This is a genomic window from Nitrospira marina, from assembly GCF_059568365.1.
Genome location: NZ_JCANTH010000001.1, coordinates 2624348 through 2648322 on the forward strand (window position 1 = coordinate 2624348; position 23975 = coordinate 2648322).

Annotated in this window: 20 protein-coding genes and 1 pseudogene; all 21 read right to left on the reverse strand. The window is 49.1% G+C overall.

What is annotated here, in order from left to right; genetic code table 11:
• Positions 1 to 48: 48 nt before the first annotated feature.
• Positions 49 to 690, reverse strand: coding sequence for a protein phosphatase CheZ (locus LX98_RS10965; protein WP_496428935.1), 642 nt, complete (start codon positions 688 to 690; stop codon positions 49 to 51).
• A gap of 45 nt (positions 691 to 735) precedes the next feature.
• Positions 736 to 1137: a response regulator gene (locus LX98_RS10970; protein WP_496428936.1), complete on the reverse strand. Its 402-nt coding sequence runs from the start codon at positions 1135 to 1137 to the stop codon at positions 736 to 738.
• Positions 1138 to 1648: 511 nt separating this feature from the next.
• Complete coding sequence (locus tag LX98_RS10975; protein WP_312640577.1) at positions 1649 to 1876, reverse strand: helix-turn-helix domain-containing protein; 228 nt, start codon at positions 1874 to 1876, stop codon at positions 1649 to 1651.
• A 102-nt stretch (positions 1877 to 1978) separates the two neighbouring features.
• A complete protein-coding gene (locus LX98_RS10980; RefSeq protein ID WP_496428937.1) occupies positions 1979 to 5026 on the reverse strand; it encodes a histidine kinase dimerization/phospho-acceptor domain-containing protein in 3048 nt (1015 codons plus the stop codon).
• 3 nt (positions 5027 to 5029) lie between these two features.
• The gene (locus LX98_RS10985) at positions 5030 to 6295 is read right to left on the reverse strand and encodes a DUF3391 domain-containing protein (protein WP_496428938.1); all 1266 of its coding nucleotides are present in this window, start codon (positions 6293 to 6295) and stop codon (positions 5030 to 5032) included.
• Between the two features lie 304 nt (positions 6296 to 6599).
• Positions 6600 to 6947, reverse strand: coding sequence for an anti-sigma factor antagonist (locus tag LX98_RS10990; protein WP_496428939.1), 348 nt, complete (start codon positions 6945 to 6947; stop codon positions 6600 to 6602).
• A gap of 251 nt (positions 6948 to 7198) precedes the next feature.
• Positions 7199 to 8029, reverse strand: coding sequence for a CheR family methyltransferase (locus tag LX98_RS10995; protein WP_496428940.1), 831 nt, complete (start codon positions 8027 to 8029; stop codon positions 7199 to 7201).
• A 340-nt stretch (positions 8030 to 8369) separates the two neighbouring features.
• Positions 8370 to 9437: a chemotaxis-specific protein-glutamate methyltransferase CheB gene (locus tag LX98_RS11000; RefSeq protein WP_496428941.1), complete on the reverse strand. Its 1068-nt coding sequence runs from the start codon at positions 9435 to 9437 to the stop codon at positions 8370 to 8372.
• A 317-nt stretch (positions 9438 to 9754) separates the two neighbouring features.
• The gene (locus tag LX98_RS11005) at positions 9755 to 10363 is read right to left on the reverse strand and encodes a chemoreceptor glutamine deamidase CheD (protein WP_496428942.1); all 609 of its coding nucleotides are present in this window, start codon (positions 10361 to 10363) and stop codon (positions 9755 to 9757) included.
• Between the two features lie 78 nt (positions 10364 to 10441).
• Complete coding sequence (locus LX98_RS11010) at positions 10442 to 11269, reverse strand: CheR family methyltransferase (RefSeq protein WP_496428943.1); 828 nt, start codon at positions 11267 to 11269, stop codon at positions 10442 to 10444.
• 192 nt (positions 11270 to 11461) lie between these two features.
• Positions 11462 to 11653 (reverse strand): hypothetical protein, encoded by a 192-nt coding sequence (locus LX98_RS11015; RefSeq protein ID WP_496428944.1) that lies wholly within the window; start codon positions 11651 to 11653, stop codon positions 11462 to 11464.
• Between the two features lie 533 nt (positions 11654 to 12186).
• Positions 12187 to 12726, reverse strand: a complete 540-nt coding sequence (locus LX98_RS11020; RefSeq protein ID WP_496428945.1) for a c-type heme family protein — start codon at positions 12724 to 12726, stop codon at positions 12187 to 12189.
• 356 nt (positions 12727 to 13082) lie between these two features.
• On the reverse strand, positions 13083 to 14891 hold the full coding sequence (locus LX98_RS11025) for a methyl-accepting chemotaxis protein (protein ID WP_496428946.1): 1809 nt from the start codon (positions 14889 to 14891) through the stop codon (positions 13083 to 13085).
• A gap of 40 nt (positions 14892 to 14931) precedes the next feature.
• Positions 14932 to 17160, reverse strand: a complete 2229-nt coding sequence (locus tag LX98_RS11030) for a methyl-accepting chemotaxis protein (protein ID WP_496428947.1) — start codon at positions 17158 to 17160, stop codon at positions 14932 to 14934.
• An 86-nt stretch (positions 17161 to 17246) separates the two neighbouring features.
• A complete protein-coding gene (locus LX98_RS11035) occupies positions 17247 to 17789 on the reverse strand; it encodes a chemotaxis protein CheW (protein WP_496428948.1) in 543 nt (180 codons plus the stop codon).
• Between the two features lie 139 nt (positions 17790 to 17928).
• Positions 17929 to 20034, reverse strand: a complete 2106-nt coding sequence (locus tag LX98_RS11040) for a chemotaxis protein CheW (protein WP_496428949.1) — start codon at positions 20032 to 20034, stop codon at positions 17929 to 17931.
• Between the two features lie 104 nt (positions 20035 to 20138).
• A pseudogene (locus tag LX98_RS11045) lies at positions 20139 to 20498 on the reverse strand (four helix bundle protein).
• A gap of 119 nt (positions 20499 to 20617) precedes the next feature.
• Positions 20618 to 20989 (reverse strand): response regulator, encoded by a 372-nt coding sequence (locus tag LX98_RS11050; RefSeq protein ID WP_496428950.1) that lies wholly within the window; start codon positions 20987 to 20989, stop codon positions 20618 to 20620.
• Positions 20990 to 21144: 155 nt separating this feature from the next.
• Positions 21145 to 22266: a methyl-accepting chemotaxis protein gene (locus tag LX98_RS11055; RefSeq protein ID WP_496430594.1), complete on the reverse strand. Its 1122-nt coding sequence runs from the start codon at positions 22264 to 22266 to the stop codon at positions 21145 to 21147.
• Positions 22267 to 22339: 73 nt separating this feature from the next.
• A complete protein-coding gene (locus LX98_RS11060; protein WP_496428951.1) occupies positions 22340 to 22636 on the reverse strand; it encodes an STAS domain-containing protein in 297 nt (98 codons plus the stop codon).
• 259 nt (positions 22637 to 22895) lie between these two features.
• Entirely contained in the window at positions 22896 to 23867 is a 972-nt protein-coding gene (locus LX98_RS11065) for a response regulator (protein ID WP_496428952.1), read from the reverse strand.
• Positions 23868 to 23975 lie beyond the last annotated feature (108 nt).

Here is a 23975-nt window from a genome sequence, read left to right on the forward strand (position 1 = left end):
AGCCATCGAACACCCTGAGACGTTGCGCTGAGCATTCGTGCATACCCATTAGGACATTCCGTATTCGGACATAATGCTATCTACCAGATCCTGTTGAAGAGCGGTTGTCTTGGATGATTCCAGCTGGCGAAGGATTTCATACCCCCGTCCTTCACTCGATGAACCGGCTCCACCCTTCTTTTGCTGAATCCCAAAAATGACCACCAACTTTAACAATTTATGTTGGATTTCATTTAAAATCGTCACGAGCTTTGCCACGCGTTGGGCCACAAGATCCTGGAAAGACAGTGCCACATGAATATTTATCAATCGTCCTTCATCCGACTTCACCAAAGCCAAAATTGCATCAAGATCCTTAACCGCTCTCCCCGCCACATTAGCCCGTAATTGTTCCAAATGATGTTGAACCACCTCCCGGTTTCGTTCCAGTTCTTCTGTCAAGTTGAGGACCTTATGCGTTCCGTCTTCTGTCATCTTGGCAAGATCATGTAAATGTGATGTGGCTTGAGGCAGTTGATCGGAAGTGGAAGTCACCGGAGATTCCATTTCCCGGATTGTTTGGGTAATCACTTCAACATACTTGGCCAACTCTTCCATCTCCGCTTTAATCGAACGCTTCTCATCTAAGCCCTCTTCGGATATGTCTTCATCGCCTGGCACATCGGCCTCAATCATCCGATCCACGAGCATAAGATTCTCCTTTATATCGTTATATTCGGAGGATGTCCTTCCCCGTTATGACGTTTTTACCGGCTGAACATTGGCAAATATTTTTTCTAATTTTCCTTGTAAGACTTCTGCGGTAAACGGCTTGACGACATAGTTGCTGACCCCGGCTTGGACTGCCTCAATTAAGTTTTCCTTTTGCGCTTCAGCCGTGACCATCAGAAACGGAAGCGTTTTCAATTCTGCATCGGCACGAACCGCCCGCAAAAGCTCAATACCCTGCATCACGGGCATATTCCAATCCGACACCACCAATCCAAAACCACCGGCCTTTAATTTCGTCAAAGCGTCCTGCCCGTTTTCAGCTTCCACAATGTCCGAAAAGCCGATTTGCCGTAACACGTTTTTAACAATTCGACGCATGGTAGACATATCGTCTACCACCAGCACTTTCATCCCGGTATCAATCATGATGCGCTCCTTACGCCTTGGGGCATGGAATCCCAGGCAATTTCGGGTTTTCCAACCAATGAAAATTCTTATTTAACAGTACACGAGCATATGGTGATGATCATAACGTGGCATATTCGAAATTCGGTTAACTTCTCTGCGATCTTTAGCCGTCTCTGGAAATTCACAGGTCGGCCCCTGTTCTTATATTTAGATGAATGTAAGCCTTCTCCAAAGGGTGTTTCGACCTTACGCATTTTTTTCTGACATCCGTGATACCGGAATTCAGCCAATACCCAAAACAATTGACAACGTAGGGTCAAGAACAACTAGACAGAAATGATGGGAAAGGAGAGAAAGAATTTTAGTGAGCAGAGGAGAGATCCAGAAATGAATGAGTTGAAAGTTTCAATGCTTATCTAAAAAGGGCCTTGCTCATTCCGGGGCATCTTGCCCTCAGAATATGAGCAGGTCATTCCCGTGGCTCTCGGCCTTTCCTCTCGCGAGAGAGTCAAAGGCCTTCAGCGAGAAGTTAATTCAAACTAAACCGGTCCCGAACCCCCTGTTGAGACCCAGCACCAACCATCACCGAATCTCCTCCGGCATTTTGAACCCAGGCTTCGATTTCTTCCCGAACGAAACGCCAGTGTTTTCCTACCTTATGCCCTGGGAGTCGACGTTCTCTCGCTAACTTGTAGATGGTCGATTTTGGAACTTTCAAAAACGTCGACACTTCACTTAAGGTCAGCAAATCTTTCATCGTGGCACCCTCATTAGAGTTTGGTCTGTAATGTTTGTGGTATCGGACTGATCATGTGGAAACTTGAGACTTCTTCCCAGATAGTAGGAAATTGTGTTTACCTCACCCTTTTGTTTCACCCTTTGTGCCATGGTCATTCTGTGAACCTCTCTTCTTGTGAGAAAGGGTTTCGGAAGACCGCCCATCCTTTTCTCCTTGAAGGGCAATCAGGCGTTCAAATTCACGGATCAACTGTTTGATCATTTGCTCTAATACATGTACCGTTGAATCCAGGTGTGAAAATGTTGCCGAGGCAGCCGTGAGTTCGAGTTGTTCCGCTTCCTTCCCTTCATGCATGGCGTGCACCGCATTCAGCGCTCCCTTCATCTGATGAGCAAGCCTTTTGAGCTCTTGACGATTCTGCAAATGAATGGTTTGATGCATCCCTTTAATTAGGTCCGGGGCTGTGGCATTGAAAATGTGGAACAAGGAATACAGCAATTCTTCATCCCCCTCCAGAGCTTCCAACGCGCCAGAGACGTTATAACATTCTCTGTTGGCCGGGCACTGGGGAGAAGTTCTCTCCTGGTGAGCAGTGACGGACTGTTTGGTGGCAACCGAATGAATCCCTGCCATTTCGGCAGCATAAATCTTAGATGAGGACGAATCCATGCCATTGGGAGCAAACCCTACCCATCGCTGGAGTATTCGTTCAAAATCTCGTAAATGAACCGGCTTAAAAAGACAAGCATCCATACCGTTCTCCAAGCATTGTTGCCCATGCCCAGAAAGCACATGAGCTGTCATCCCAACAATCGGAATATGGAGTACCGGAGGCGTAGCCGGACCATGATGGCGATGCCAATACGGAGCTGTATGAACCAATGCTCCAGCATGCTCCAATTCCCGAATCCGTTGTGTAATGGCCAACCCATCCATGTCGGGGAGTTCCCAGTCCATTATAATGCAATCCACAAATGACTCTTTCAATAAAGTCAAAGCTTGGGCTCCCGTGTCCACGATGATCACCTGACACCCGAGTTTGCCTAACATGCCGGCTGCGACCCGTTGATTCACTGGATTATCTTCCACGACCAACACCGAAGGTCCGGCTTGGCTATTGAGCAAGGGCTGCTCGAGAACCCCAATCGATCTCTGCACTATTTCAACGGGATGTGGCTCAGTCATTCTCGGAAAATTTGACGGTCCGGGATGCTCCGATTGGCCGAATAAACAGTGAAAAAATTGCTTACGGTGCAAGGGAAGCGTGATCATCCCGTCAAACCTCACACTGGTTTCTTCATTATCCTTGCGATACCAAAATGGCTTCATACCCCAAACTTTAACGCCATGAAACAGCGAAGAGGATTGCAATCGTTCAAACCATTCATGAATAGCCGATTTTTCCAGTCGATCACTCAGAATAACACCCGCGACGAGCCCGTCCGATTCTTGAGCACTTTTGTATAAGGTAATCGCCTCTTGCATGCTGTCGATCTGCACGACCTTGACACCAACTTCATCAAGAAACTTCGTCATCACCCACCCTGACGATTCCTGGGGACCGATCACCCAGACCTCCTTGCCCGCAACCGATAAGCCCTTCGTACTAGGAAAATGAGCTGTCCGTGATGCCCGACAGGGAATGTCACACCAAAATGTTGATCCCTGATTTGGTTGACTCTTCACCCCGACAATCCCGTGCATCAGCTCCGCTAACTGCTTGCAAATCGCTAAGCCCAAACCGGACCCCCCAAACCTTCGACTCATGGAACTATCCGCCTGGGTGAACACGTGAAAAATTTTTTCCTGAACCTCTTCTGACATACCAAGGCCAGTGTCTTGTACAGATAAGTGAATCCACAACCAAGTCTCTTCGTCGGTATCACCGGAAAGTTGATTAATCCCATTCATAGAATCATCACATTCGGAACTCAATGGATGAATCAGTGAACCACGCAGAAGGACAGATCCCTTCATCGTAAATTTGAGAGCATTGGAAAGATAATTACAAAGAATCTGTCGCAAACGATGAGGATCGCCAAACAGCTGGGAGGGCACATCCGGGTCGACATAGGCAGCCAAATCCAGACCCTTTCGATGAGCCCGCTCGGAAAACAAATCAACGACCTCTTCAAATAAAGACGTCAAATTGAACCCAATGTTTTCCAGGGCCAATTGACCGGACTCAAGCTTTGAAAAGTCCAAAATATCATTAATGATGGTCAGCAACCCCTCACCGGAGATACGGATAATGTTGACACATTCCTGTTGCTCGTGATTGAGAGAGGACGCAAGCAAAACCTCCGCCATACCAATCACTCCGTTTAAAGGAGTGCGAATTTCATGACTCATCACAGCCAGGAACGCTGCCTTGGCACGGGTAGCAGATTCAGCCTTCATTAACGCCTGATCCAGTTCATGGTTTTTCGCTTCCAAGGTATCCGCAAAGTCGGACAATTCCTCTGCGGCTCGCTTGGGTTCCGTGATATCCATGCCATACCCACGGAGTAGACCCAAATCGGCATGGGGAGCGAATGTCCACGAATATTGTCTCTCCCCAACACTCACTTCGTAATGCATCTCCAGATGTTTTTGGGACAAACAACGCTCAGCCAACTCTAAAAACCGATCCGGCAAGGCGGTGGAAAAACCGTCCTGGCCAATATGGGCTTCCTCCATCAGGCGAACCATGGCGGGATTGGCATACAGAAGTTGTCCTGCCGAATCGACTTCAATCACCGGAAATGGATTTTCCTTTGGAATGGACGCTAATCGGCGGGTTTCTTCGGTCAATTTCATTTCTGAACTGAGATCTCGAAACATCAACAGGAATCCGGAAGCCTCCACGTCATCCACCACAAGGCCCTTCAATTCCACCCAACACCATGTTCCCTGCCGCCTTCGCAAACGAGTCCGCGGAACCCAAAGCATCTTTTTTTCAAGGAGTAAGCCGGAAAATGGGCAGACGGTTGTTCGTTCTTCGTCATAGGGGACCAGACATTCCAATAGGTCATGACACGAAACATTTGTGGGACAAGCGGCTCCCCACCCTAACAGGCGGGACCCGGCTAAATTCATATGGGTGAGCTGGCCCTCCCGATCCACCAGACACACTCCAACCATCAAACCATCCCATAGTGTCTGAAACAAGAGAGGGTTACACCACATGAGCTAGCTGCAAATTTCGCGAAGGTTAATAGAAGGATCTGCAGAATCAAGCACTTTCGTAATCCTCACTTCATACTTTAATTCTGAATGAGTCCCTAAATTTCTCACCTCGGGATTCTTGAGAATTTCACCGGTGCATGTCCTGAAAATTTTGACTTGTGGTCTCACGCTCATCTCAGGATTCTGCTTCACCACCACGGCATCTTCACCCGTGGAAAGTTGAACTACCGTGCCCACAGGATACACTCCCAACACACGAATCATGGCTTCGACAAACCGCGTCGGAAACTTCCCCTTTTGTGCTTCTTGGTAGACCCGCCGAATCGCTAAGGCCACAGGAAATGATCCGCCGACATTCCCCACAGCGAGCAACTCATCAACATAATCGGTGAGTCCCAATAAAATTCCGGAATCCGAGACCGGTTTCCCCCCTAAAATTGTGGAATACCCTGATTCATCCAGATAGGCATGATGCTCCTGCACCATATGAGCGATATTCTGGGAAAATTCCGAATGTTTATTAATCAGCGCCACTCCCATATCGACATGTTGCTGCAACAACGAATAATCAATCCCGATGCTCCCCCATCGTGACTGAACCAGGTTGAGAGGCAGCCGCATATAGCCGACATCATGTAACAACGCGGCGACGGCTATCTCTTCAAGTTGCGGCACCTCCCACTTGAGTTGGAGGCCAACTAAAATCGACAACAGGGCTGTATCAACAACATGCGAGTAAAGGGTGGGATCAAACTGTTCAAGATGCTCAATGAGCATGATCTCGGCGAGCACAGTAGGGTGGGCTAAGGCTTTTTCCACAAAGGCCTTGACCATTTCCTGCATCGCAACATGTGGAATGGCCTGACCGGTTTTGACGCCCTCGAACATGTCTTCCAAGGCCGCAATCGTATCCCCCCGCAACCGTATCAACCGTTCTTGATGGCCATCTTCCTCATCTGTTATCTCTGGAGAGCATGGCGAGGACTCATGGCCGGGTGATTCTTCCTGATCGAAAGGCGTCTTGAATTTCGAATGACACTCAAGGGTGCCTGGGTGAGGAAAGGATTCTGCATCGGTCGGGATATCAAGCCCCTTGGCAGTATCAATTTCGACTTCATGAATGCCGGACTCGAGCAATTGCTGCACATCATGGGAAGAAAGGAGCCGGCGGTGAAGAAAGAACGGCGACTTCCACCAGGAATCGAGAATTCCTACCAAATACATGCCTGCACGAATCTGTGAACAGGCGAGACGTTTTCGAGTCGTCATAGATGGGATCGCTCCGAAAGAATGGCTAATACTTGAATGGTTGAAGCATGAAAGGTCAGCCGAACTGCCCGCCTCGCCCCTACGCCTTCTGACAGAGGCCGGCATTCCCGATATTGTTTATCAAGAATCCATCTTCGCTTTTACGGATGGAACCCCGCTACCTACCGGCTGGGATGGTGGAAAACCGTTGTCATTGGTTTCACGGTTTATCCTTACCCCTCACGCTCACCTCTTTCGTTTCACAATCCATAACAAAAATCAATTAGTGAGGGAAATAATTCAGGCCGGCAAAGGAAAATGACGATTATACCTTTGATGACACAACGGCCATTTGAGGGACTTCACCAATTGCCTGATAAATGGGAATCATTTTGGCGACATTGGCTAAATCTAAAACCTGGCGAACATACGGTTGGGGATTCACCAGACTAAGGGGGATTTTTTTACTTTTTAGAGTTTGATGGGCAATGACCAAAATACCCAAGGCGGAACTATCTACAAACGATACCTCTCCAAAATTTAAGACAATCGGCAACTCTTCTTTCATTGCCTCTCCTAAGCTGTCTTTAAAGGTTTTTCTTGCGCCAAAGTCAAATCGTCCCGCCAGATGCACGATCACGACATTTTCACTCTTTTCCTGCGTCACATTCATATACTCCTCCATGGTGTATGCCAAGAAATCCCCTTGACAATCCTGTGATCGTCCAACTCACCTTATCGGTGAGGATTCGCAAAGAATTAAACACTCCTGCATAATGGCTTTAGCGTCAAATGCTTTACTTCATAAAAAACTGCGGTCGCCTCTAATTTGGCATTTTACCGCCCATAGTTTCCGCTACCCCCTCACAATTGGTTCTCAGAACCACACAGAGCAAATCGGACAATAAATTACTTCACCCTCCACTAATCCTTCTTTACTCGATACACTGACGTGCCGTTCACCTGAACACGCTCAAAATGATCATCCACGGCCAACGTCGTTTCCGTGGCTCCAAGAATCAAATAACCATGAGGGGCGAGAATGCCTCGAATACGTCGAAGAATATCCTTCCGGGTCTCCATATCGAAATACATCATGACATTCCGAATGAACACCAGATCCATTGGCGGAAGAACCATCCACAGACCGGCCAAGTTCATCTCATAAAACTCGATCCTGTCCCGCACATCATCACGAATCTGCCACTCCATCCCTTGCCGTAAAAAATAGGTATTCAGCATAGAGGGAGAAAGACCCCGCTTGACTTCGATTGGTCTATATCGACCTTCCTGACCACGTCTGACCATTTCCTGTGAAAAATCAGTGGCAATCAAACGAATATGCCAAGACATCAGTTCCGGAAAATGGTGCAAAATCGTCAAGAGAATTGAATAGGGTTCCTGTCCGCTGGAACTGGCCCCGCACCAAATATGTACATGCTTGGAAGCCCTATTTGTTTGAATCACTTCCGGCAGAAGCCGGTTTTTTAGTGCTTGAAATGTAAGGAGATCTCGAAAAAAACTTGTTTCGTTGATGGTCATGGCCTCCACAACCCGCTTGTGTAATGGGCCATAGGCAGTCTGTCGGAGGTGAGAAATCAGATCAGCCATTGATCCAAAGCCTTCCTGTTTGGCAAACGGCTCAAGGCGTGATTGCACTAAATAATTTTTCTCCTGCTCTAAAACCATCGAGGCCTTCGCCCGGACCAGACTCCGGATATAGGCAACATCTTCAAAGGTAATTTCTGGGACCACTATGCTTCTACTGATAATGAGGCTAATAAGGAAACGAATGAATACGCACTATTCAAGGGAAGCTCCTCAATTAAAGCCCATACATCGGGCTGCACATTTTCCAGACCTGCAGGAAAGGTGAGACACAGAGGCAGCATGCCATCTATCGAAATTGAACAAAGCCAAAAAGAAAGGAATGGGATGTGGGCTTACGAGTTATAGGTACAGACCTCAACGACCTCCCCTTGGCGAATTGTACAAAGAAAAGAATTCAGCCTCACAATGTTCGGTGAATCCTAAGGACCGTTGAACCGGCAATCGTATCCCTGTCTCGGGACCTTACCTACCTGGGAGCCCCCCCTTAACGCGGAGCCAACATTTTTAAATGAGCCAGCATGGCCGCAGGGATGTCCTGTAACGGAAGAATTTTGTCGACTCCTCCAGCCTTGATGGCTTCTTTTGGCATCCCAAATACGACACAGGATGCTTCATCCTGGGCCAAGTTGTAGGCTCCTGCCTGTTTCATTTCCAACATACCGCCAGCTCCATCATTCCCCATTCCGGTCAGAATCACCCCTAAACTATTCCCCCCGGCAAACCGCGCGACTGATCGAAACATAACATCTACAGAAGGACGAAATCGGTTGACCGGTGGCGATTGATTGAGAGAAACATAATAGCGAGCACCGCTTCGGCGAAGTTCCATATGATAATTACCCGGCGCCAGCAAGGCCTGCCCGGATAGGACGCTATCACCTTCCTGAGCTTCTTTCACATGAATCTGGCACAGTTCATTCAGACGGTTCGCAAACGATTTGGTAAATTGCTCCGGCATATGTTGCGTCATAATTATGGGTGGAGTATTCGGTGGCAGCACTTCCAATAGTTCCCGAAGCGCTTCGGTCCCACCCGTTGAGGCACCAATAGTTATAATTGTGTCAGTAGTTTTAATCATCGCGGATTGGGCAGCCAGGGCTTTAATCCGTTCAGTGCAGTCAGCAGGAGGAGTGCGTTTTTTCACGCTGGCTAGGGCTGCGATCTTCACTTTGCTGATAATTTGATGAGCTAAGTCCGAAAGCCCATGCTGAATATCCACTGTGGGCTTCGTCACAAAGTCCACAGCCCCCGCTTCCAAAGCCTGTAGGGTCGTCGCGGCTCCTTGTTCAGTTAAGGAACTTACCATCACCACCGGCATCGGCCTCGCGGCCATAATTTTCTGCAAAAAGGTGAGCCCATCCATTTTTGGCATTTCCACATCTAATGTCAGCACATCAGGATTCAGGGCCTTCATCTTATCCCTGGCGGCGTACGGGTCAGGAGCCGTCCCAACCACCTCAATTTCAGGATCTTGAGCTAAAATTTCCGTCATGACATTTCGAATTAACGCCGAGTCATCAACAATCAACACGCGTATTTTTTTCTCATTCATACGGTTCCCCTCTATGCCAAAATTATTCCCTACTATAAGTGTGAAAAGTCAGAAGCTAGAAAAAATTTACCGGAAGCATGTTAATCCCTGACCTCCTTTTTCCCCTGTCTAGACTCCTTACTATGGAAACCCTTCTTCCTTGCACAGGCTTGGTCCTGCCTGCCAGGTCTCCTCGGAAGCCATCTTAGCCCTTTTTGAATGAATATCCACAAACCATTTGCGGATATGACGAAGAGTGCCTTTCCACTTCACACCTCACGCTTTTTTCCTTATCTCTTTTCCGACTGAGACTTCATCCTTTCCGTCTTACTTTTTCCTCAAAATAGCGTGACGTCCGATTGCACAGGAGCATGTTGAAGCTTCTTCCGATACTGCCCCTCCTCCTTCGCAATCTCACTGGCCACGATACGGTCAAGTTTTTTCATGAGCACTTTCCCCGAATCGGTAAAATAGTACACCTTCCGAGGACAGACATCTCCGATATCCGCTTTGATAGGAGACAGACCCTCCTGCTCCAAAAAGGCGAGAGCCCAAGCGGCATTTTGGGCCCCAATATCAATGGTGCCATCATAAATTTTCCCACCACCAAAGACCTTCGCTTCGAGTCGCTCCTTTTTTCCGCCTCTCTTGAAAATATCGTTCATCAGCATTTCCATGGCAAAACTGCCGTATCGTCCCGAATCGGCCCAATTATCATGTCCTTCAGTATTTGAAGGAGCCGCTAACATGAAATGATTCATCCCTCCCACGCCGGCCTGTGGATCCCGCAAACACACTGAGATACAGGAGCCCAACACCGTATAAACGACTTTGGGCTCCCGGCTCACAAAATATTCACCAGGGAGAATGACGGCCACTTCATAAGGAAAGCGAGTATCCTGCATGCGGCGAATATGTCCAAATTCCATCAATCCTGTCGATGACATAATTTCCTTACCTTAAGAAGTAAACCGTCAAGCCCAGAAAAAACGAGTTGAATGTTTTCTTCTCCACTTCTCACCCCCTTACACCTTATTCTTCCCGCCGACCGGTTTTTGATAAATGGTTGGGCGCAGATACGTAAATTGGTGGTCGATCCATTGCAAACTTTCTGAATGTCCGATAAATAAATACCCCCCAGGACGGAGATACCGGAAAAACTTCTCCATGAGCTTGGCTTGGGTGGGACGATCGAAATAAATCATGACATTCCGACAAAAAATCACATCCAGTTGACTGCGTATGGGAAATGTCGGGTCCATTAAGTTTATCCGTCGAAAGGCCACAAGACGCGCGACCTGAGGGCGCACCTGCAGTTTCCCCGCCTGCGGACCTTTCCCTCGGAGAAAATGTCGTTTTACCAGATCATGGGGAAGTTGACTGACCCGCTCTTCCTCATAAATAGCCGAAGAAGCCTTTGCCAACACCCGCGTAGAAATATCCGAGGCGAGAATTTTAATGTCCCATCGATTGATATCCGTAATCGCATCAAACAAGCTCATAGCAATCGTATAGGGTTCCTCACCGGAAGATGACGCAGAAGACCAAATTCTCAGGGTCTTGGACGATTGCACCTCTGGAAGAACCTGGTCCCGAAGAAAATCAAAATGCACCGGCTCCCGATAAAACTCGGTCTTATTCGTCGACACCAGATCCAGCAATTTAATCAACTCCTCTTCCCCGCCTTCCCCACTCACGCAGTCGTAGTAAGCTTGATAGGAGGAAAGGTGGAGATCCCGAAGCCGTTTTCCCAAACGAGACACTAGGAGAGTTTTTTTTGGCTCATCAAGTTTGATACCAACCTGCTGATAAATCAGATGCTTAAACAGTTCAAATTCTTTGTCAGTCAACATTGCCGTCATCATCTTGTCCTTTATGATCAATTACGCCAATGTCACGAGTGGGGAGCGGGTAGCGAAGGGAAGGGAAAGAACAATTAGAAGTAAAAAGTGAACAATCAGAACTTTGCCGTTTGACTGACCTCTCACTCCTCATCCCTCACTGTTCAATTCGCTGGAAACCAATAAAAACAGCCCATAGAGCACCTACATCGTCAATAGGATTCCTGCAATGATCAATTGCAGGATACGCTCAAGGCGACGATGGCGACAGACTCCTCCCACCATCGCTCCAACCCCCGTCCCATTTCGAACCTTCCGGTCTCCATCCATCATATTCGTAGATCTCAATCCTATGGTGGCCATCGCGAGGCCGGAATGAACTACAAAAACCGGCATTGACTAAGACCAATATTTTCCGACTGTTCTCCCAAACCGGTCACACCCGAAACGCCATTCTTTGGTGACATACGTCACCAGTCAATGACCCAACAGACCGCAAGTAACCATCATCAAATGTCTGTGTACTTTCACATTATTCCGCTTGTCGGCACGAACCCAAAAAGAGACAAGCCATAAGGATGGTCATTCGAAACGGAGGCGACTTCCAAAATGGACTTTCAATGGCCATATTTTTTGCTGGAGGATTTTCGTTCTAGGAAGTCAATGAACTGGAAACAATAGGTAAGGAAAGTAAGAAAAATAATATCTCATGAGGCGTGAATGGATGGACGATTCGCTTTAACGCCATATCCTTCAGCCTTCCTGCTTCCTTTTTCTCTTCCACCTCATCTTATCGGCACACCCATGACCGAATTTAAGGTCCTGAAGTACTTTTTCAAATAGAAAACCCAGGGTAGGAATAAAAAAAGGCGAGGAAGGTTGTTACACCCTCCCCGCCTTCTCTCAAGACGATTAGTCTTAAAATGAAATTATTTCAGTCTGACAACAATGGCTCCCATAAAGTCACCCTTCTTCCAATCTTTTTTGGTCGTCTTAGGATGTTTGTTATGGCAATCGGCACAACTGTCCGCGATAGCATAATCAGCGGACATGCCAACGGTCGCCCCGCCATCTTCCGTCACCATTATTTTTTCTTTTCCTTTGGCTAATTCCGCTAACATTTCTTTTTCTTTTGCGCTCTTCGGTGCATTGGACGCATACAAGGGATCGGTTCCCACCAAGGACAGATCAAATTCTTTAATTTCCTTTCCTAGTTCTTTCACGAATTGAGCTGGAAGCATCATACCGTGGTCATCCTTCACCCAATCTTCGTCAGGTTTCATGCCTCCTTTGCTCGCATCGGCCACCACACCTTTGACGTACACCGTTCTGGCAGCCTTAGCCGTTGCCAGGATGTACTTCGCCGCCAATTCCTTGGCCGCGTCTGCGGCTTGGCCCACCGGCACCATCAAGGCGAGCCCGATCACGAAGACGACAAACATCATTGCGAATGCAGCCCATCTTCTCATAACAGCCCTCCTCCTGTGAGTGTTGAAAAAGATGACGTGAACAGTTCAAATCTACTTCTTCGGCACACTAGGGTAGCCGACATAACCAGGAACAGTCAATATGAAAGTGACTCTGCCACTCCTTGAGAGGGCACCAAGTTGGAAAAATGAAAAGTGAAGAAGCCCCATTGGCGGAGGCCAGACTCAAAATTCAAACCAGAGGAAATGACAGAATGAACATAAAAAAGGGAAGGATCAGGAGAGAGGAAGGAAACCCTTCGTCAGCAACAAGATAGGAAAACGCGGGCGGGAATACCCTTTGTGAGGCGGAAGGCGAAGAAAAATCTTTCGCCTTCCGCCTCACGTTTTACCGTTCCTTAGAATTCTTCAAAAAAATCATCCCCGGACTTTTTATGCCCGTTGGACGCTGAGCTCCCAACACCCACAGCGACCTCTCTTTTATTGGGAGAATGCTTTCCCTGAGCTGTGCCAGTAATCGACGAGACCGCGCGGGGATATTGAGACCCCGTTCCGCCGGTCGATTGAGCGTGAACAGATGCGCGGGTTTTCGCCGAGGGCTCCGAACGCTGAGACCCGAACTCAGTCTGGACCTTGAAAAACTCGACTTGCCGCAACAGATCCTCAGCTTGTTGTGCCATCGACTGGGACGCCGAGGTCGCCTGTTCCACCAAGGCCGCATTTTGTTGTGTGCCTTGGTCCATCTGCATCACCGCCTTATTGACCTGATCAATCCCCGCCGCCTGCTCCTGGGACGCCGCACTGATTTCGGAAATAATATCCGTCACCCGTTTGACCGAGTTCACTATCTCGGCCAGCGTCTGGCCCGAGCGATTGACCAACTCACTGCCACCGCCAACTTTTTGTACCGATTCGTTGATCAGCGTCTTAATCTCTTTGGCCGCCGTGGCGGAACGTTGCGCCAGATTCCGCACCTCCGAGGCCACTACGGCAAAACCTCGTCCCTGCTCGCCCGCCCGTGCCGCTTCCACGGCGGCATTCAAAGCTAGGAGATTCGTTTGGAAGGCGATTTCGTCGATCACGTTAATAATATCTGCGATCTTCTTGCTGCTCTTATTAATCTCATCCATGGCCTCCACCGCCTTGTCGGTTACCGCGCCACCTTTCTCCGCCACTTCCCGAGCGGCCACCGCCAATTGGTTCGCCTGCTTGGCGTTATCCGCATTCTGTTTAATGGTAGAGGTCATCTCTTCCATGGATGCACTGGTTTCTTCCAAGGCTCCTGCTTGCGCCGAGGTTCGCCCGGCGAGATCCGAGGTTCCCGCATTAATCTCGGAAGTTCCGGTCGTAATACCGGATACAGCCGTTTTTACAGACGCAATCACTTCACTCACCCGGTCAAACATCATATTAAACGACTCACTGGTTCGGCCGATTTCGTCCTGACTCTTCACACTGGCCCGGCCGGTAAGATCTCCTTCTCTAGCTCGCACGGCCATGGACTCCAGACTCTTCATCGGCTGGACCACCAATTTCGCAATCATCAGATACAACAGCCCCATCATCAAGACACCCACGGCCAGAATCCCCATATACATATTGCTAAGATTCCCTTGTAATTGTGCGGCGGGACCATCCATAGGAATCTGTACTGATACCGCTCCTAGCATATCCCCGATTTTTTTACCCTCATGACAGCCGATACAGGCTTGGGCGGTTGCCAGATCCGGGGTCGCACGGCGAAACATCATTTTCCCATTCACGGTATCGTTTTTGGTAAATTCTTTTTGACCGCTGGCGAGGGCAGCAAGGGCATCTTTCTCAAAGGAATCTTGCGGACCATTTTTGGGATTCAAGGGCGTGAGACTCACGATCCTGGCATTAAAGACGCCTTCCTCAGCTAAGAGCTCAGAGGTTTCACGAGCAAATGTGGCCGGAAAGGGAATGGTATCGGGTGCACTATGATCCACGCCGGTATTCATCCCAGCCGCCTTGGCTTTCACTACAAATTCTTTGGTCACATAGGCACGCGTGACCTCTATTTGTTTTTGAACAATATACGCTTGATCGGACAAGACCCGTTCAAGATCCGAATGCAATTGCTGACCGAGCAAATATGCTCCCGCAGCCAGCAAACCCGAGAAGACCACCATAATAGTCATCACCACTTTTGGACCAATGCCTATCGAATTCCAGACTTTCCCCATGCGACCTCCTAATTCCTTGTTAAATAATACGACTGGTTTGCTAAAACTCTTCAAAAAAATCGTTCTCACGTTGACGGCGATCATGGCCATTCGAGCTGCCCACGCCAACCGATTGAGACTTGGTCGTTGATGTGGGAGGAGAGACAGCCTTCACCGATTGTAATGGCTTACTCACAGCGGAGGACTTTTTGCCGCTTGATAACGCAGACGTGGCTCCAGATCCGCGTTGTACTCCTGCAAACTGCCGATGTCCTGTCTCTTCTAACTTAAAAAACGCGACTTGATTCAACAGTTCCGCTGCCTGCTGCTTCATGGATTGGGAAGCCGACGTGGCTTCTTCCACCAAGGCCGCATTCTGCTGCGTGCCCTGATCCATCTGCATCACCGCCTTATTCACCTGATCGATCCCTGCCGCCTGCTCCTGGGAGGCCGCACTGATTTCGGAAATTATATCCGTCACCCGTTTGACCGAGTTTACAATCTCGCCCAGCGTCTGGCCCGAGCGATTCACTAACTCGCTGCCGTCATCCACCTTTTGCACCGATTCATTGATCAGGGCCTTGATCTCCTTGGCAGCCGACGCCGAACGTTGCGCCAGATTCCGTACTTCCGAGGCCACCACCGCAAAACCCCGGCCCTGCTCGCCCGCCCGTGCCGCTTCCACGGCGGCATTCAAAGCTAGGAGATTCGTTTGGAAGGCGATTTCGTCGATCACGTTGATAATATCCGCGATCTTCTTGCTGCTCTTATTAATCTCATCCATGGCCACCACGGCCTTGTCCGTTACCGCCCCACCCTTCTCCGCCACTTCCCGGGCGGCGACGGCTAATTGATTGGCCTGCTTAGCATTATCCGCATTTTGCTTGATGGTGGACGTCATCTCCTCCATCGACGCACTCGTCTCCTGCAACGCGCCCGCCTGGGCCGAGGTGCGTTGTGAAAGGTCTTCATTGCCTTGGGTGATTTCACCTGACGCGCTGGAAACATGTTCCGCCGCTTGGCGAACTTCAGACACCACCTTCACCAAATTATCCAACATGGCATTCATCGCCTTACCCATGCTTCCTAGTTCATCATTGGCTGTCACGGTGACCCGCCGACTCAAATCTCCGTCAGCCGCCCGTTGGGCCACCTCGCTGACGTGAACCAGACTCTTAGCCCCACGACGCCCAACCCACAACCCGACAACCAAAATCAGAACCAGACAAATAATGGCGGTCATGGTTAAATTTCGATTGAAGGCAATGGCCGCAGCCGTAGCTTCGGCTTTAGGGACTCTAACCAGGACCGACCAATTCATCCCCGGATAGCCCAAGGCGCCTTTCAGATGGGTATATCCAGCCATTTGCCAAATGTTCTTCCCCTCATGGAGAGCCAATTGATAGCCTGTTTTCCCGGCCACGGCGAATGTTGCGCTCTCTACTCCGGTTTCGGCGAGATTGAGTTTAAACAACGTTTTTTCAAAATCATGGGTCATGTCCTCTGTGCCTTGATTGGAAGGATCATAATCCACAAGAACCTGTCCTTTGTCGCCGAGTAGTGAAATTTCCGATCCTGCCCATCCGGCCCCTTTAAGCTCTTGATACGCGGTCTGCACGATTTCTTCTACCAGAGAAAACTTGACCCGATTGCTCCAATACCCGATCAGATCGCCATCCACATACACCGGAGCAGAAAAACCCAAAGTTAACCCGTCATCTCCCGAATACACCGATTTCACATCTTCATCGACATGGACATCTTCGATAAAGGTCCCGGTCGCCCTATCATTGCCGGGAGCTGTAAAGGGTTGTTTGGTGGTAAATTCTTTGGCTTCCATCGCCTTAAACCACGGGGCGTCCGAATATTTTTTGGAATAAATTGCCGTGGTGTCGATCGGATTCCCTTTCGCATCCTTGGAGTTCACGGCCATGACATCTCCAACGGGGTCTACCAATATCGTCAAATAATAAATACCGGATGTGGCAACGTATTGATTCATCGCACTCGCAATAGCATTATTCTCCTTGCTATACCAATGGTAGCGTTCACCCACGATCCTGTTCAGTCCAAAAGATTGAGGATCCCCATACCGTTCGAATAAATTCCGGTCGATTTTATCCCCGATCGTCTCCGCCATGGCTTGCACACGCAGACCGGCAGCTGTTTCCATTTCCCCGGTGGCCGAAGATCCTAAGTACCCCACAGCGGCCATCGGTACGATCCCAAAGATGGCAAACAACAGCACCAACTTGGTTGTAATTCCCAAACTGAAAATTGTGTTCACCATCCTGTTCATAAAATCCTCGCTGACTGTTTGAAAGTTATTGTTCCCCGCCGGTGTGTCGGACCATCCATGGTCCTAATCTTTTCCGGTCAGGCATGGACCTCGGCTTTTTCTTCCACGTCTTGAATCTTTTCCACGACGGTTACTTCCTCCTCCGTGAGAACTCGATCGATGTCCAACAGGGTCACTAAGCGATCCTGGGCATTACCAATGCCGGCGATAAACGTGACATCGACCGAGGTGCCCATGTCGGGAGGGGCTTGAATATCCTTGGCATTCATATCCAACACATCGGACACCGCATCGACCAGAAAACCCATCACACGATTCCGGACATTGACCACAACCACCACGGTGAACGACGTGGGTTCGGTCACCCCCATACCGAATTTCATGCGAAGATCTACAATGGGCACAATTGTGCCACGAAGGTTGAGCACCCCTTTGAGAAAATCCGGGGTATTGGGGATCCTGGTCACCGTGGTGTATCCCTTAATTTCCTGCACTTTCAGAATATCCACTCCGTAATATTCATCCGCCAGATTGAAGGTCAGGTATTGTTGATCGTCGCTGGCATACGTCGTTCGAATCGAGCGTTGTTCTGTCAGTTCAGCCGTTGCGGTGGTCATCATTAGGCTCCTTTGTCATGTATTTTTGTTATCAACCTGCATTCCCTTGGTAAAGGGTGGGGCGCAAGAAAATTTTCGATCCGATTTTCTCACCCCCATTTCCTTCCTCCTTACTCTTTATTCATTACCTTTCACTTCTTCCTTACGCCGCCGCAATGTGGCCAACCCGTGCTAATTTGGCCAATCCCGGTACATCCAAGATCAAGGCGACTTGCCCATCCCCCAGAATTGTGGCTCCGGAAATAGCCTCGACCTTGCGAAAATTTTGCTCCAAACTCTTAATGACCACTTGTTGTTGCCCCGTCAGTTCATCCACGAGCACGGCCAATCGTCGACCATCGGTTTCCACGATCACCAACAAAGCCTGTGAAGGATCGGTAAAGTCGGGCGTGAGGGTAAAGGCCTCATAGAGTTTGACCACCGGCACCCATTCTCCACGAAGATTGACCACTTCGCCTTTCCCCACGATCCGTTGCAACTCATTGGGTTTTGGGCGGATGGATTCGGTGACGGCAATAAGCGGGATAATGTAGTTATCCTGACCGACCCGGACAGTCATCCCATCAATAATGGCCAACGTGAGCGGCAATTTCAGCGTGAGACGGGAGCCCTTGCCCATCGTGCTCTGAATGTCCACTGACCCGCCCAGACCTTCGATATTACGTTTCACCACATCCATCCCCACTCCTCGACCTGACACATCGGTGATGGTTTCGGCCGTGGAAAATCCAGGACGAAAAATCAGTTGATACACGGCCTCATCCGACATATTGCTGCCATCGGCAATGATCCCCTTTTCGACGGCTTTTTTAATGATCTTTTCCCGATTCAATCCTCGACCGTCATCCTCCACGGCAATACAAATATTTCCGCCATCGTGATACGCATGGAGACGAATGGTTCCTCGTTCCGATTTGCCTTGAGCCACCCGGTCTTCGGGTAATTCCAACCCATGATCGGCCGAATTGCGAACCAGATGGGTGAGCGGATCACCGATCGCCTCAATCAGCGTTTTATCCAACTCGGTTTCCTCACCGGACATGACCAATTGAATCTGCTTACCACTTTTCCCTGCGAGATCCCGAACTAACCGTGGGAACCGGTGGAATGCACTGCCGATCGGCATCATCCGAATGGACATGACCCGTTCTTGTATCTCACGGGTATTGCGTTCCAATTGGGTAATCCGTTCCTGGAGAACCGGAAGCTGCCCGAGGGTAAATTTCTCACTCAGGTCCGTAATCATCGATTGGGTAATCACCAATTCTCCCACCAGATTGATCAATTTATCGATTTTTTCCGTATCGACCCGTATTGACGCCACTTCATTTTTTTTCAATTGTTGCTGTTTCTGAAGCGCCTTATCGATTTGTTGGGGTGACGCCTTTTTTTCTTCTACCAGAATTTCGCCAAGAGGCTTTTGCTTAGCCAGGCTTTCGGCGACTTGCTCCGGAGTCACCACTCCTTCTTCCACCAGAATATCCCCCACCCGTTTATAGGGTTCCGGTTTTTTGGGTGCGCAATCGATGATGGCTAATTCGCTCCCATCCCGAACAAACGCAAACACCTCCTCAATCTGCCCGATAGAGGCATCCGTTTCCAATTCCACCCTCCAACTGAGATAACATCGTTCTGGATCGAGTGCGTCCAAAGCCGGAAGTCCATCGGTTCGCACATGGAGCACTTTCACCATGCCTAATTCATGCAGTTCCTTGAAGATCTGGGCAGGATCCATGCCTCGTTGAAATAATTCCGGTAAGGCGCTCCAATCAATCTGGACCTTTCGCCACGTGGCGGCTTGAGGTGGAGAACCCTGGGGACCGGTTTCAGCTAACGACCCCTCATGTCCCGGAGCGGTCGTTCCCTTTTGACAGGCCTCCAGCTCACCTTCTAGAACGTGAATGGCTGTCTCATCTGCCGCCTCACCCCCTTGCGCCGCGTCCAAAAGACTTTTCAAACCGTCTAAGGCCCGTAGGAGCACATCGATGACGTGAGGGGTCACCGGCATTTTCCCATTCCGGAGGTCATCCAGAATGTTTTCCATTTTGTGGGTCAACTCGGCAATGGCCGTAAAATGAAACATCCCCGCATTGCCTTTAATCGAATGGGCACCACGAAAAATTCGATTGAGTAAGTCCAGGTCGTTCGGACGTTGCTCTAACGCCAATAAACCGGACTCGATGGTTTCTACATGTTCTGCGGATTCAGTAAAAAATGACTCTTGAAACCGTGAGAGATCAACTGCCATGGATTGCCTCATGAAATGTCAAAAGTGAAAAGTAAAATGTAAGAAAGTCTGGAGAAGGGAAAAGTAGAAACATGCTATCTTGTGATCCGGGAAACATCTTTTTCTTATTCTCTTTTTTGATGACGAATGAGCCCCCTGATCATCTTGTCCATATCCATCATCTCCCCATCCAAGCCTTCCCAGGAATCCAGAGAACAAAATCCCAGGCCATTTGCCCACTCTAACTGGGTATCCAATTCAGGTAATGAGCCCTTTGCAATTTAAAGGAATTCCAAGAATTCTTTTTTCGTTCGCCGGCTAGCTCCTCCGGCAATGTTACCCGGAATACTTATCGCAGCCCTGCGAGTTTGGCTGGTTAATCCATATACTCCCGATTTGAGGAAGCGGCGAGTTCTTTTGTATACCTTCAAAACTAAATCCATCGCCTTCTGCCATACCGTCAAATATCTATGCGGTTTGTTCACGCAACCAGGAAGAAATTAGTAGTAAAAAAGGAGAAGATGGGAAGATTTGAATTTTAGGGAATTTTGCACATTTCACGCTAATCTCCTCCTTTCACTTTTTCCTTTTTACATTCGCTTGGTCATCCTGGTAGCACTTTCTTAATCGTGGCTAACATTTGTTCTGGATTAAACGGTTTCACGACCCACCCCGTGGCTCCGGCACTTTGCCCTTCTTTCTTTTTGTCATCAGATGACTCGGTGGTTAACATGAGAATCGGAGTAAATTTATGGGCGGCCATGCCCCGTACTGCCTTGATCAGAGAAATCCCATCCATATTCGGCATATTCAGATCCGTAATTACCAAATTGGGCTTCGCCCCTCCATTGAGTTTCTCCACGGCTTCTTTTCCGTCTCCAGCCTCGACCACTTCGTAGCCGGCACCGGTCAGCGTAAAGCTCACCATTTGACGCATCGAGACGGAATCGTCCACGACTAAAACTGTCTTGCCCATAGCTTTACCTCACTTTGATTCTGTGAATTTCTCTGTTGACGCTGTACGATCAGCATTGACCTTGCGACCTCCACCCGGTTTTTTTATAAGCCATAACGGTGAGGCTTTAGAAGAAGAAATACACCTCACGCCAGACCCGTCCCCCCTTCACGTCTTCAGAATAGCGTGATGTTATCTCCTTCATCCGAGCCTGTTCCGACCATTACCGTCCCTTGACCCGAACGCGCGGCCTGCATCGTGAGTCGTTCAGACTCCATGGTGTAGGTGTGCTCGAGATTCCGGATTTCTTCGAGCACCTTCGGCATCATGTCTATACCGTCAGTATCGTCGGCCACCGCTTGAAGCGGCGCATGGATTCGCTCCAACGGCCCGTAAACGTGCTCTAATTTTTGACGGGTAATATCTTGAAATTGCATGGACATCACAATTTGGCCGATATCCTTGCCCAGTTCTTTGGTTCGCCCAGAATTGTGACCAACGCTCTTTTTTAAGGTCTCATTTTTTTGCCCCATGATCTTAATCATCTCCAGAACCTGATTCTGGGCTTCTACCGTTTCCGATAAGTCTAATGACGCCAACACCTGGAGTTCCGACATGGCCGATTCGGTTGTGCCTTTAACCGTCGTCGCGAGAGTACGAATTTGCTCTGAAGCCTGCGCGGACCGATTGGCCAATTTCGTCACTTCGTCGGCCACCACGGCAAACCCTCGGCCATGCTCTCCCGCCCGAGCCGCTTCAATCGCTGCATTGAGCGCTAAGAGTCGTGTTTGATCGGCAATGAATTCGACTTCCTCCACCACCTCTGAAATTCGAGAGGTGGTTTCTAATGCCTGCTCCATCACGCTCACCGTGGCGAGCGTCACCGTGGTCGTCTGTGTGACTTGCTTGACAAACATTTCTATGGTCTTTTGTGTGTCATGAAGGATCCGATCGACGGTATAGTCGTCTTTCCCGCCATGCCCATCTGCCATATGTAGCAACGCTTCGGTTTCCTCCACCTGCTCCCTGGCATTTCGTGAAATGGCCTGAAATCGCTGAATCAGTCCGTCGGCCGCTTGTCCTGTTTCTTGAATCACTGCCTTAATTTGTCCCACAAATACCGGAAACACCGGTGCCAGAGCCTGGCAAAAGGCCTTCCAGTTCTCCAACCAACGCCGCTGAGCCTGAATGCTTTCCTGCAGTTGCTGTTCCAGCCGATGAATTCGCATCTGCCTGCTCCTGGCCCCCAAGACATATCCAATCCCGGTTCCGGCCACCACCACACCCATCCATACCATCCAATCACCATTCACACATCACCTCATTCTTGGATCTCGATGAATATCCACTGAATTATTTCATGGTCCCGCGTTACAACTCTTGAGTCGGGAGAAACTGTGCAAATCCAATTTGCTCAAACTTGTCACGAATACGATTGGAATACCCCTGCACGGTTAGACGCCCGGAGCGGGTCGCTGCGACCATCAGCTGCACACAGGAGGAGTCCATACGGTCCACCCCGCCTAAATCAATCGCAAGAGGCCCTTGTTGTTGATGCAAGGTGACTAAATCAGCGTGAAATTGTGCGGCTTCAAAAATGGTGAGATCACCTCGTGGCCTGAGAATCGCCTCCTCAGGAATCAATGACGTGACTTGGCACTCTTCCATGTTACCCTCTCATTTTTCGTGGGGAAAAAACGTGGCCATTCCAACAACCCTTCCTGCCTAGGCTGACACTTCCATTCCCAGGTAGGACCCTTCGGCCTATCAAGGAATAAACAGGAGACAACGAGACCTTTCGGAGGCCAATGGACCTTACTTTAGAAGAACGCTTTTTTTTTTTGATGCCCATAATCTGAGTTGAAGAGCAGGGAACCAGGGGAAAAAGTGTCGGAGCCGGAAATCGTTTTTTCTCACGAATGACTCCTCACACTCGATCTGATTTGTACACGGTCATAGGGATTTCAGTTGAAAGCGAGCCCACTTCTTCACCGATCGACAAGTCATTCTTGATGACACACACAACCTGATTGCCTTTCCCTCGATACTCGACTTGTGAAAAACTTAAGGCCTTGGCCATGGCAATACCCCTTCCGTGACTTTCCAAAATTCGATCCGGGTCAATCTGTTCATACTTTCGCCAGTCGAACCCGGAACCCTGGTCGGTTATGGTCACCCGTATGCAATCCAGGCACCGTTCAAACAACACGTCAACCACCTTATGGACATACTCGGGCAACCCCGCCCGATGTTGAATCTCTTTCTCCCACGTTCCACTTGCCTGGAGGGCGGTTTTTTCATCGAACCCGATTCCCAAATTTCCATGCTCCACGCCATTCGCCAACAGTTCATTTAACCCGAACACCACTTTTTCAGAATTGGGACAAGCTCGCCCCAGTAGGAATGCCAGATCATATGCCTCTTCCATGGTACGGACGTGAAAACGGCCTTGCTGCAATAATTCAACAATCTGAGACTGTTGGTTAAGATTTCGGCATATCCTTTTCCATTTCAATCCCTCCTCAACCGCGGCATTCACAATCCGCAATAAGAGCCGCTGGTCAAAGGGCTTGATGAGATAAAAAAAGACTCCCGCTTCAATCCCTTCGCCTATTTCTTGCGGAGATCCGGCTGCGGTTTGCATCACAACCGGAAGCCATTGGAGGCGTTCATCCGCTTTCAGATGCACCAAAAGATCAAGACCATTCATACCCGGCATCATTCGATCTAACACCATGGCATGGAAATCCTGGCCATCTTTTCGTAAATACACTAAGGCCTCTTCACCATTATGTGCCTGAACAAGTTCATAGGGTTCATCTTTGAGACATTCGACAAGAACATCCAGATTTGACTCATCGTCGTCTACCAATAAGATTCGGGGGGATGTGTGTGTCATATATGTCATTTCGACAACAGCCAATCGTGAGGTGTCAGGGTGAAACGAAGAGGTGAAGTGTAAGGCCAAAGGAGTATCTTGCTTCTATCTCCTCACTCCAGACGCTTT

What these genes read in the sequence shown, in the direction of transcription:
- LX98_RS10970 (WP_496428936.1), bottom strand. Translation starts at nt 1,137, where the DNA reads ATGATTGATACCGGGATGAAAGTGCTGGTGGTAGACGATATGTCTACC.
- LX98_RS11040 (WP_496428949.1), bottom strand. Translation starts at nt 20,034, where the DNA reads ATGGCAGTTGATCTCTCACGGTTTCAAGAGTCATTTTTTACTGAATCC.
- LX98_RS11065 (WP_496428952.1), bottom strand. Translation starts at nt 23,867, where the DNA reads ATGACACACACATCCCCCCGAATCTTATTGGTAGACGACGATGAGTCA.
- LX98_RS10990 (WP_496428939.1), bottom strand. Translation starts at nt 6,947, where the DNA reads ATGAATGTGACGCAGGAAAAGAGTGAAAATGTCGTGATCGTGCATCTG.
- LX98_RS11000 (WP_496428941.1), bottom strand. Translation starts at nt 9,437, where the DNA reads ATGAATGAGAAAAAAATACGCGTGTTGATTGTTGATGACTCGGCGTTA.
- LX98_RS11030 (WP_496428947.1), bottom strand. Translation starts at nt 17,160, where the DNA reads ATGGTGAACACAATTTTCAGTTTGGGAATTACAACCAAGTTGGTGCTG.
- LX98_RS11015 (WP_496428944.1), bottom strand. Translation starts at nt 11,653, where the DNA reads ATGCCGGTTTTTGTAGTTCATTCCGGCCTCGCGATGGCCACCATAGGA.
- LX98_RS11005 (WP_496428942.1), bottom strand. Translation starts at nt 10,363, where the DNA reads ATGTCATCGACAGGATTGATGGAATTTGGACATATTCGCCGCATGCAG.
- LX98_RS11025 (WP_496428946.1), bottom strand. Translation starts at nt 14,891, where the DNA reads ATGGGGAAAGTCTGGAATTCGATAGGCATTGGTCCAAAAGTGGTGATG.
- LX98_RS11020 (WP_496428945.1), bottom strand. Translation starts at nt 12,726, where the DNA reads ATGAGAAGATGGGCTGCATTCGCAATGATGTTTGTCGTCTTCGTGATC.
- LX98_RS11060 (WP_496428951.1), bottom strand. Translation starts at nt 22,636, where the DNA reads ATGGAAGAGTGCCAAGTCACGTCATTGATTCCTGAGGAGGCGATTCTC.
- LX98_RS11010 (WP_496428943.1), bottom strand. Translation starts at nt 11,269, where the DNA reads ATGTTGACTGACAAAGAATTTGAACTGTTTAAGCATCTGATTTATCAG.
- LX98_RS10975 (WP_312640577.1), bottom strand. Translation starts at nt 1,876, where the DNA reads ATGAAAGATTTGCTGACCTTAAGTGAAGTGTCGACGTTTTTGAAAGTT.
- LX98_RS11050 (WP_496428950.1), bottom strand. Translation starts at nt 20,989, where the DNA reads ATGGGCAAGACAGTTTTAGTCGTGGACGATTCCGTCTCGATGCGTCAA.
- LX98_RS10965 (WP_496428935.1), bottom strand. Translation starts at nt 690, where the DNA reads ATGCTCGTGGATCGGATGATTGAGGCCGATGTGCCAGGCGATGAAGAC.
- LX98_RS10985 (WP_496428938.1), bottom strand. Translation starts at nt 6,295, where the DNA reads ATGACGACTCGAAAACGTCTCGCCTGTTCACAGATTCGTGCAGGCATG.
- LX98_RS11035 (WP_496428948.1), bottom strand. Translation starts at nt 17,789, where the DNA reads ATGATGACCACCGCAACGGCTGAACTGACAGAACAACGCTCGATTCGA.
- LX98_RS11055 (WP_496430594.1), bottom strand. Translation starts at nt 22,266, where the DNA reads ATGGTATGGATGGGTGTGGTGGTGGCCGGAACCGGGATTGGATATGTC.
- LX98_RS10980 (WP_496428937.1), bottom strand. Translation starts at nt 5,026, where the DNA reads ATGTGGTGTAACCCTCTCTTGTTTCAGACACTATGGGATGGTTTGATG.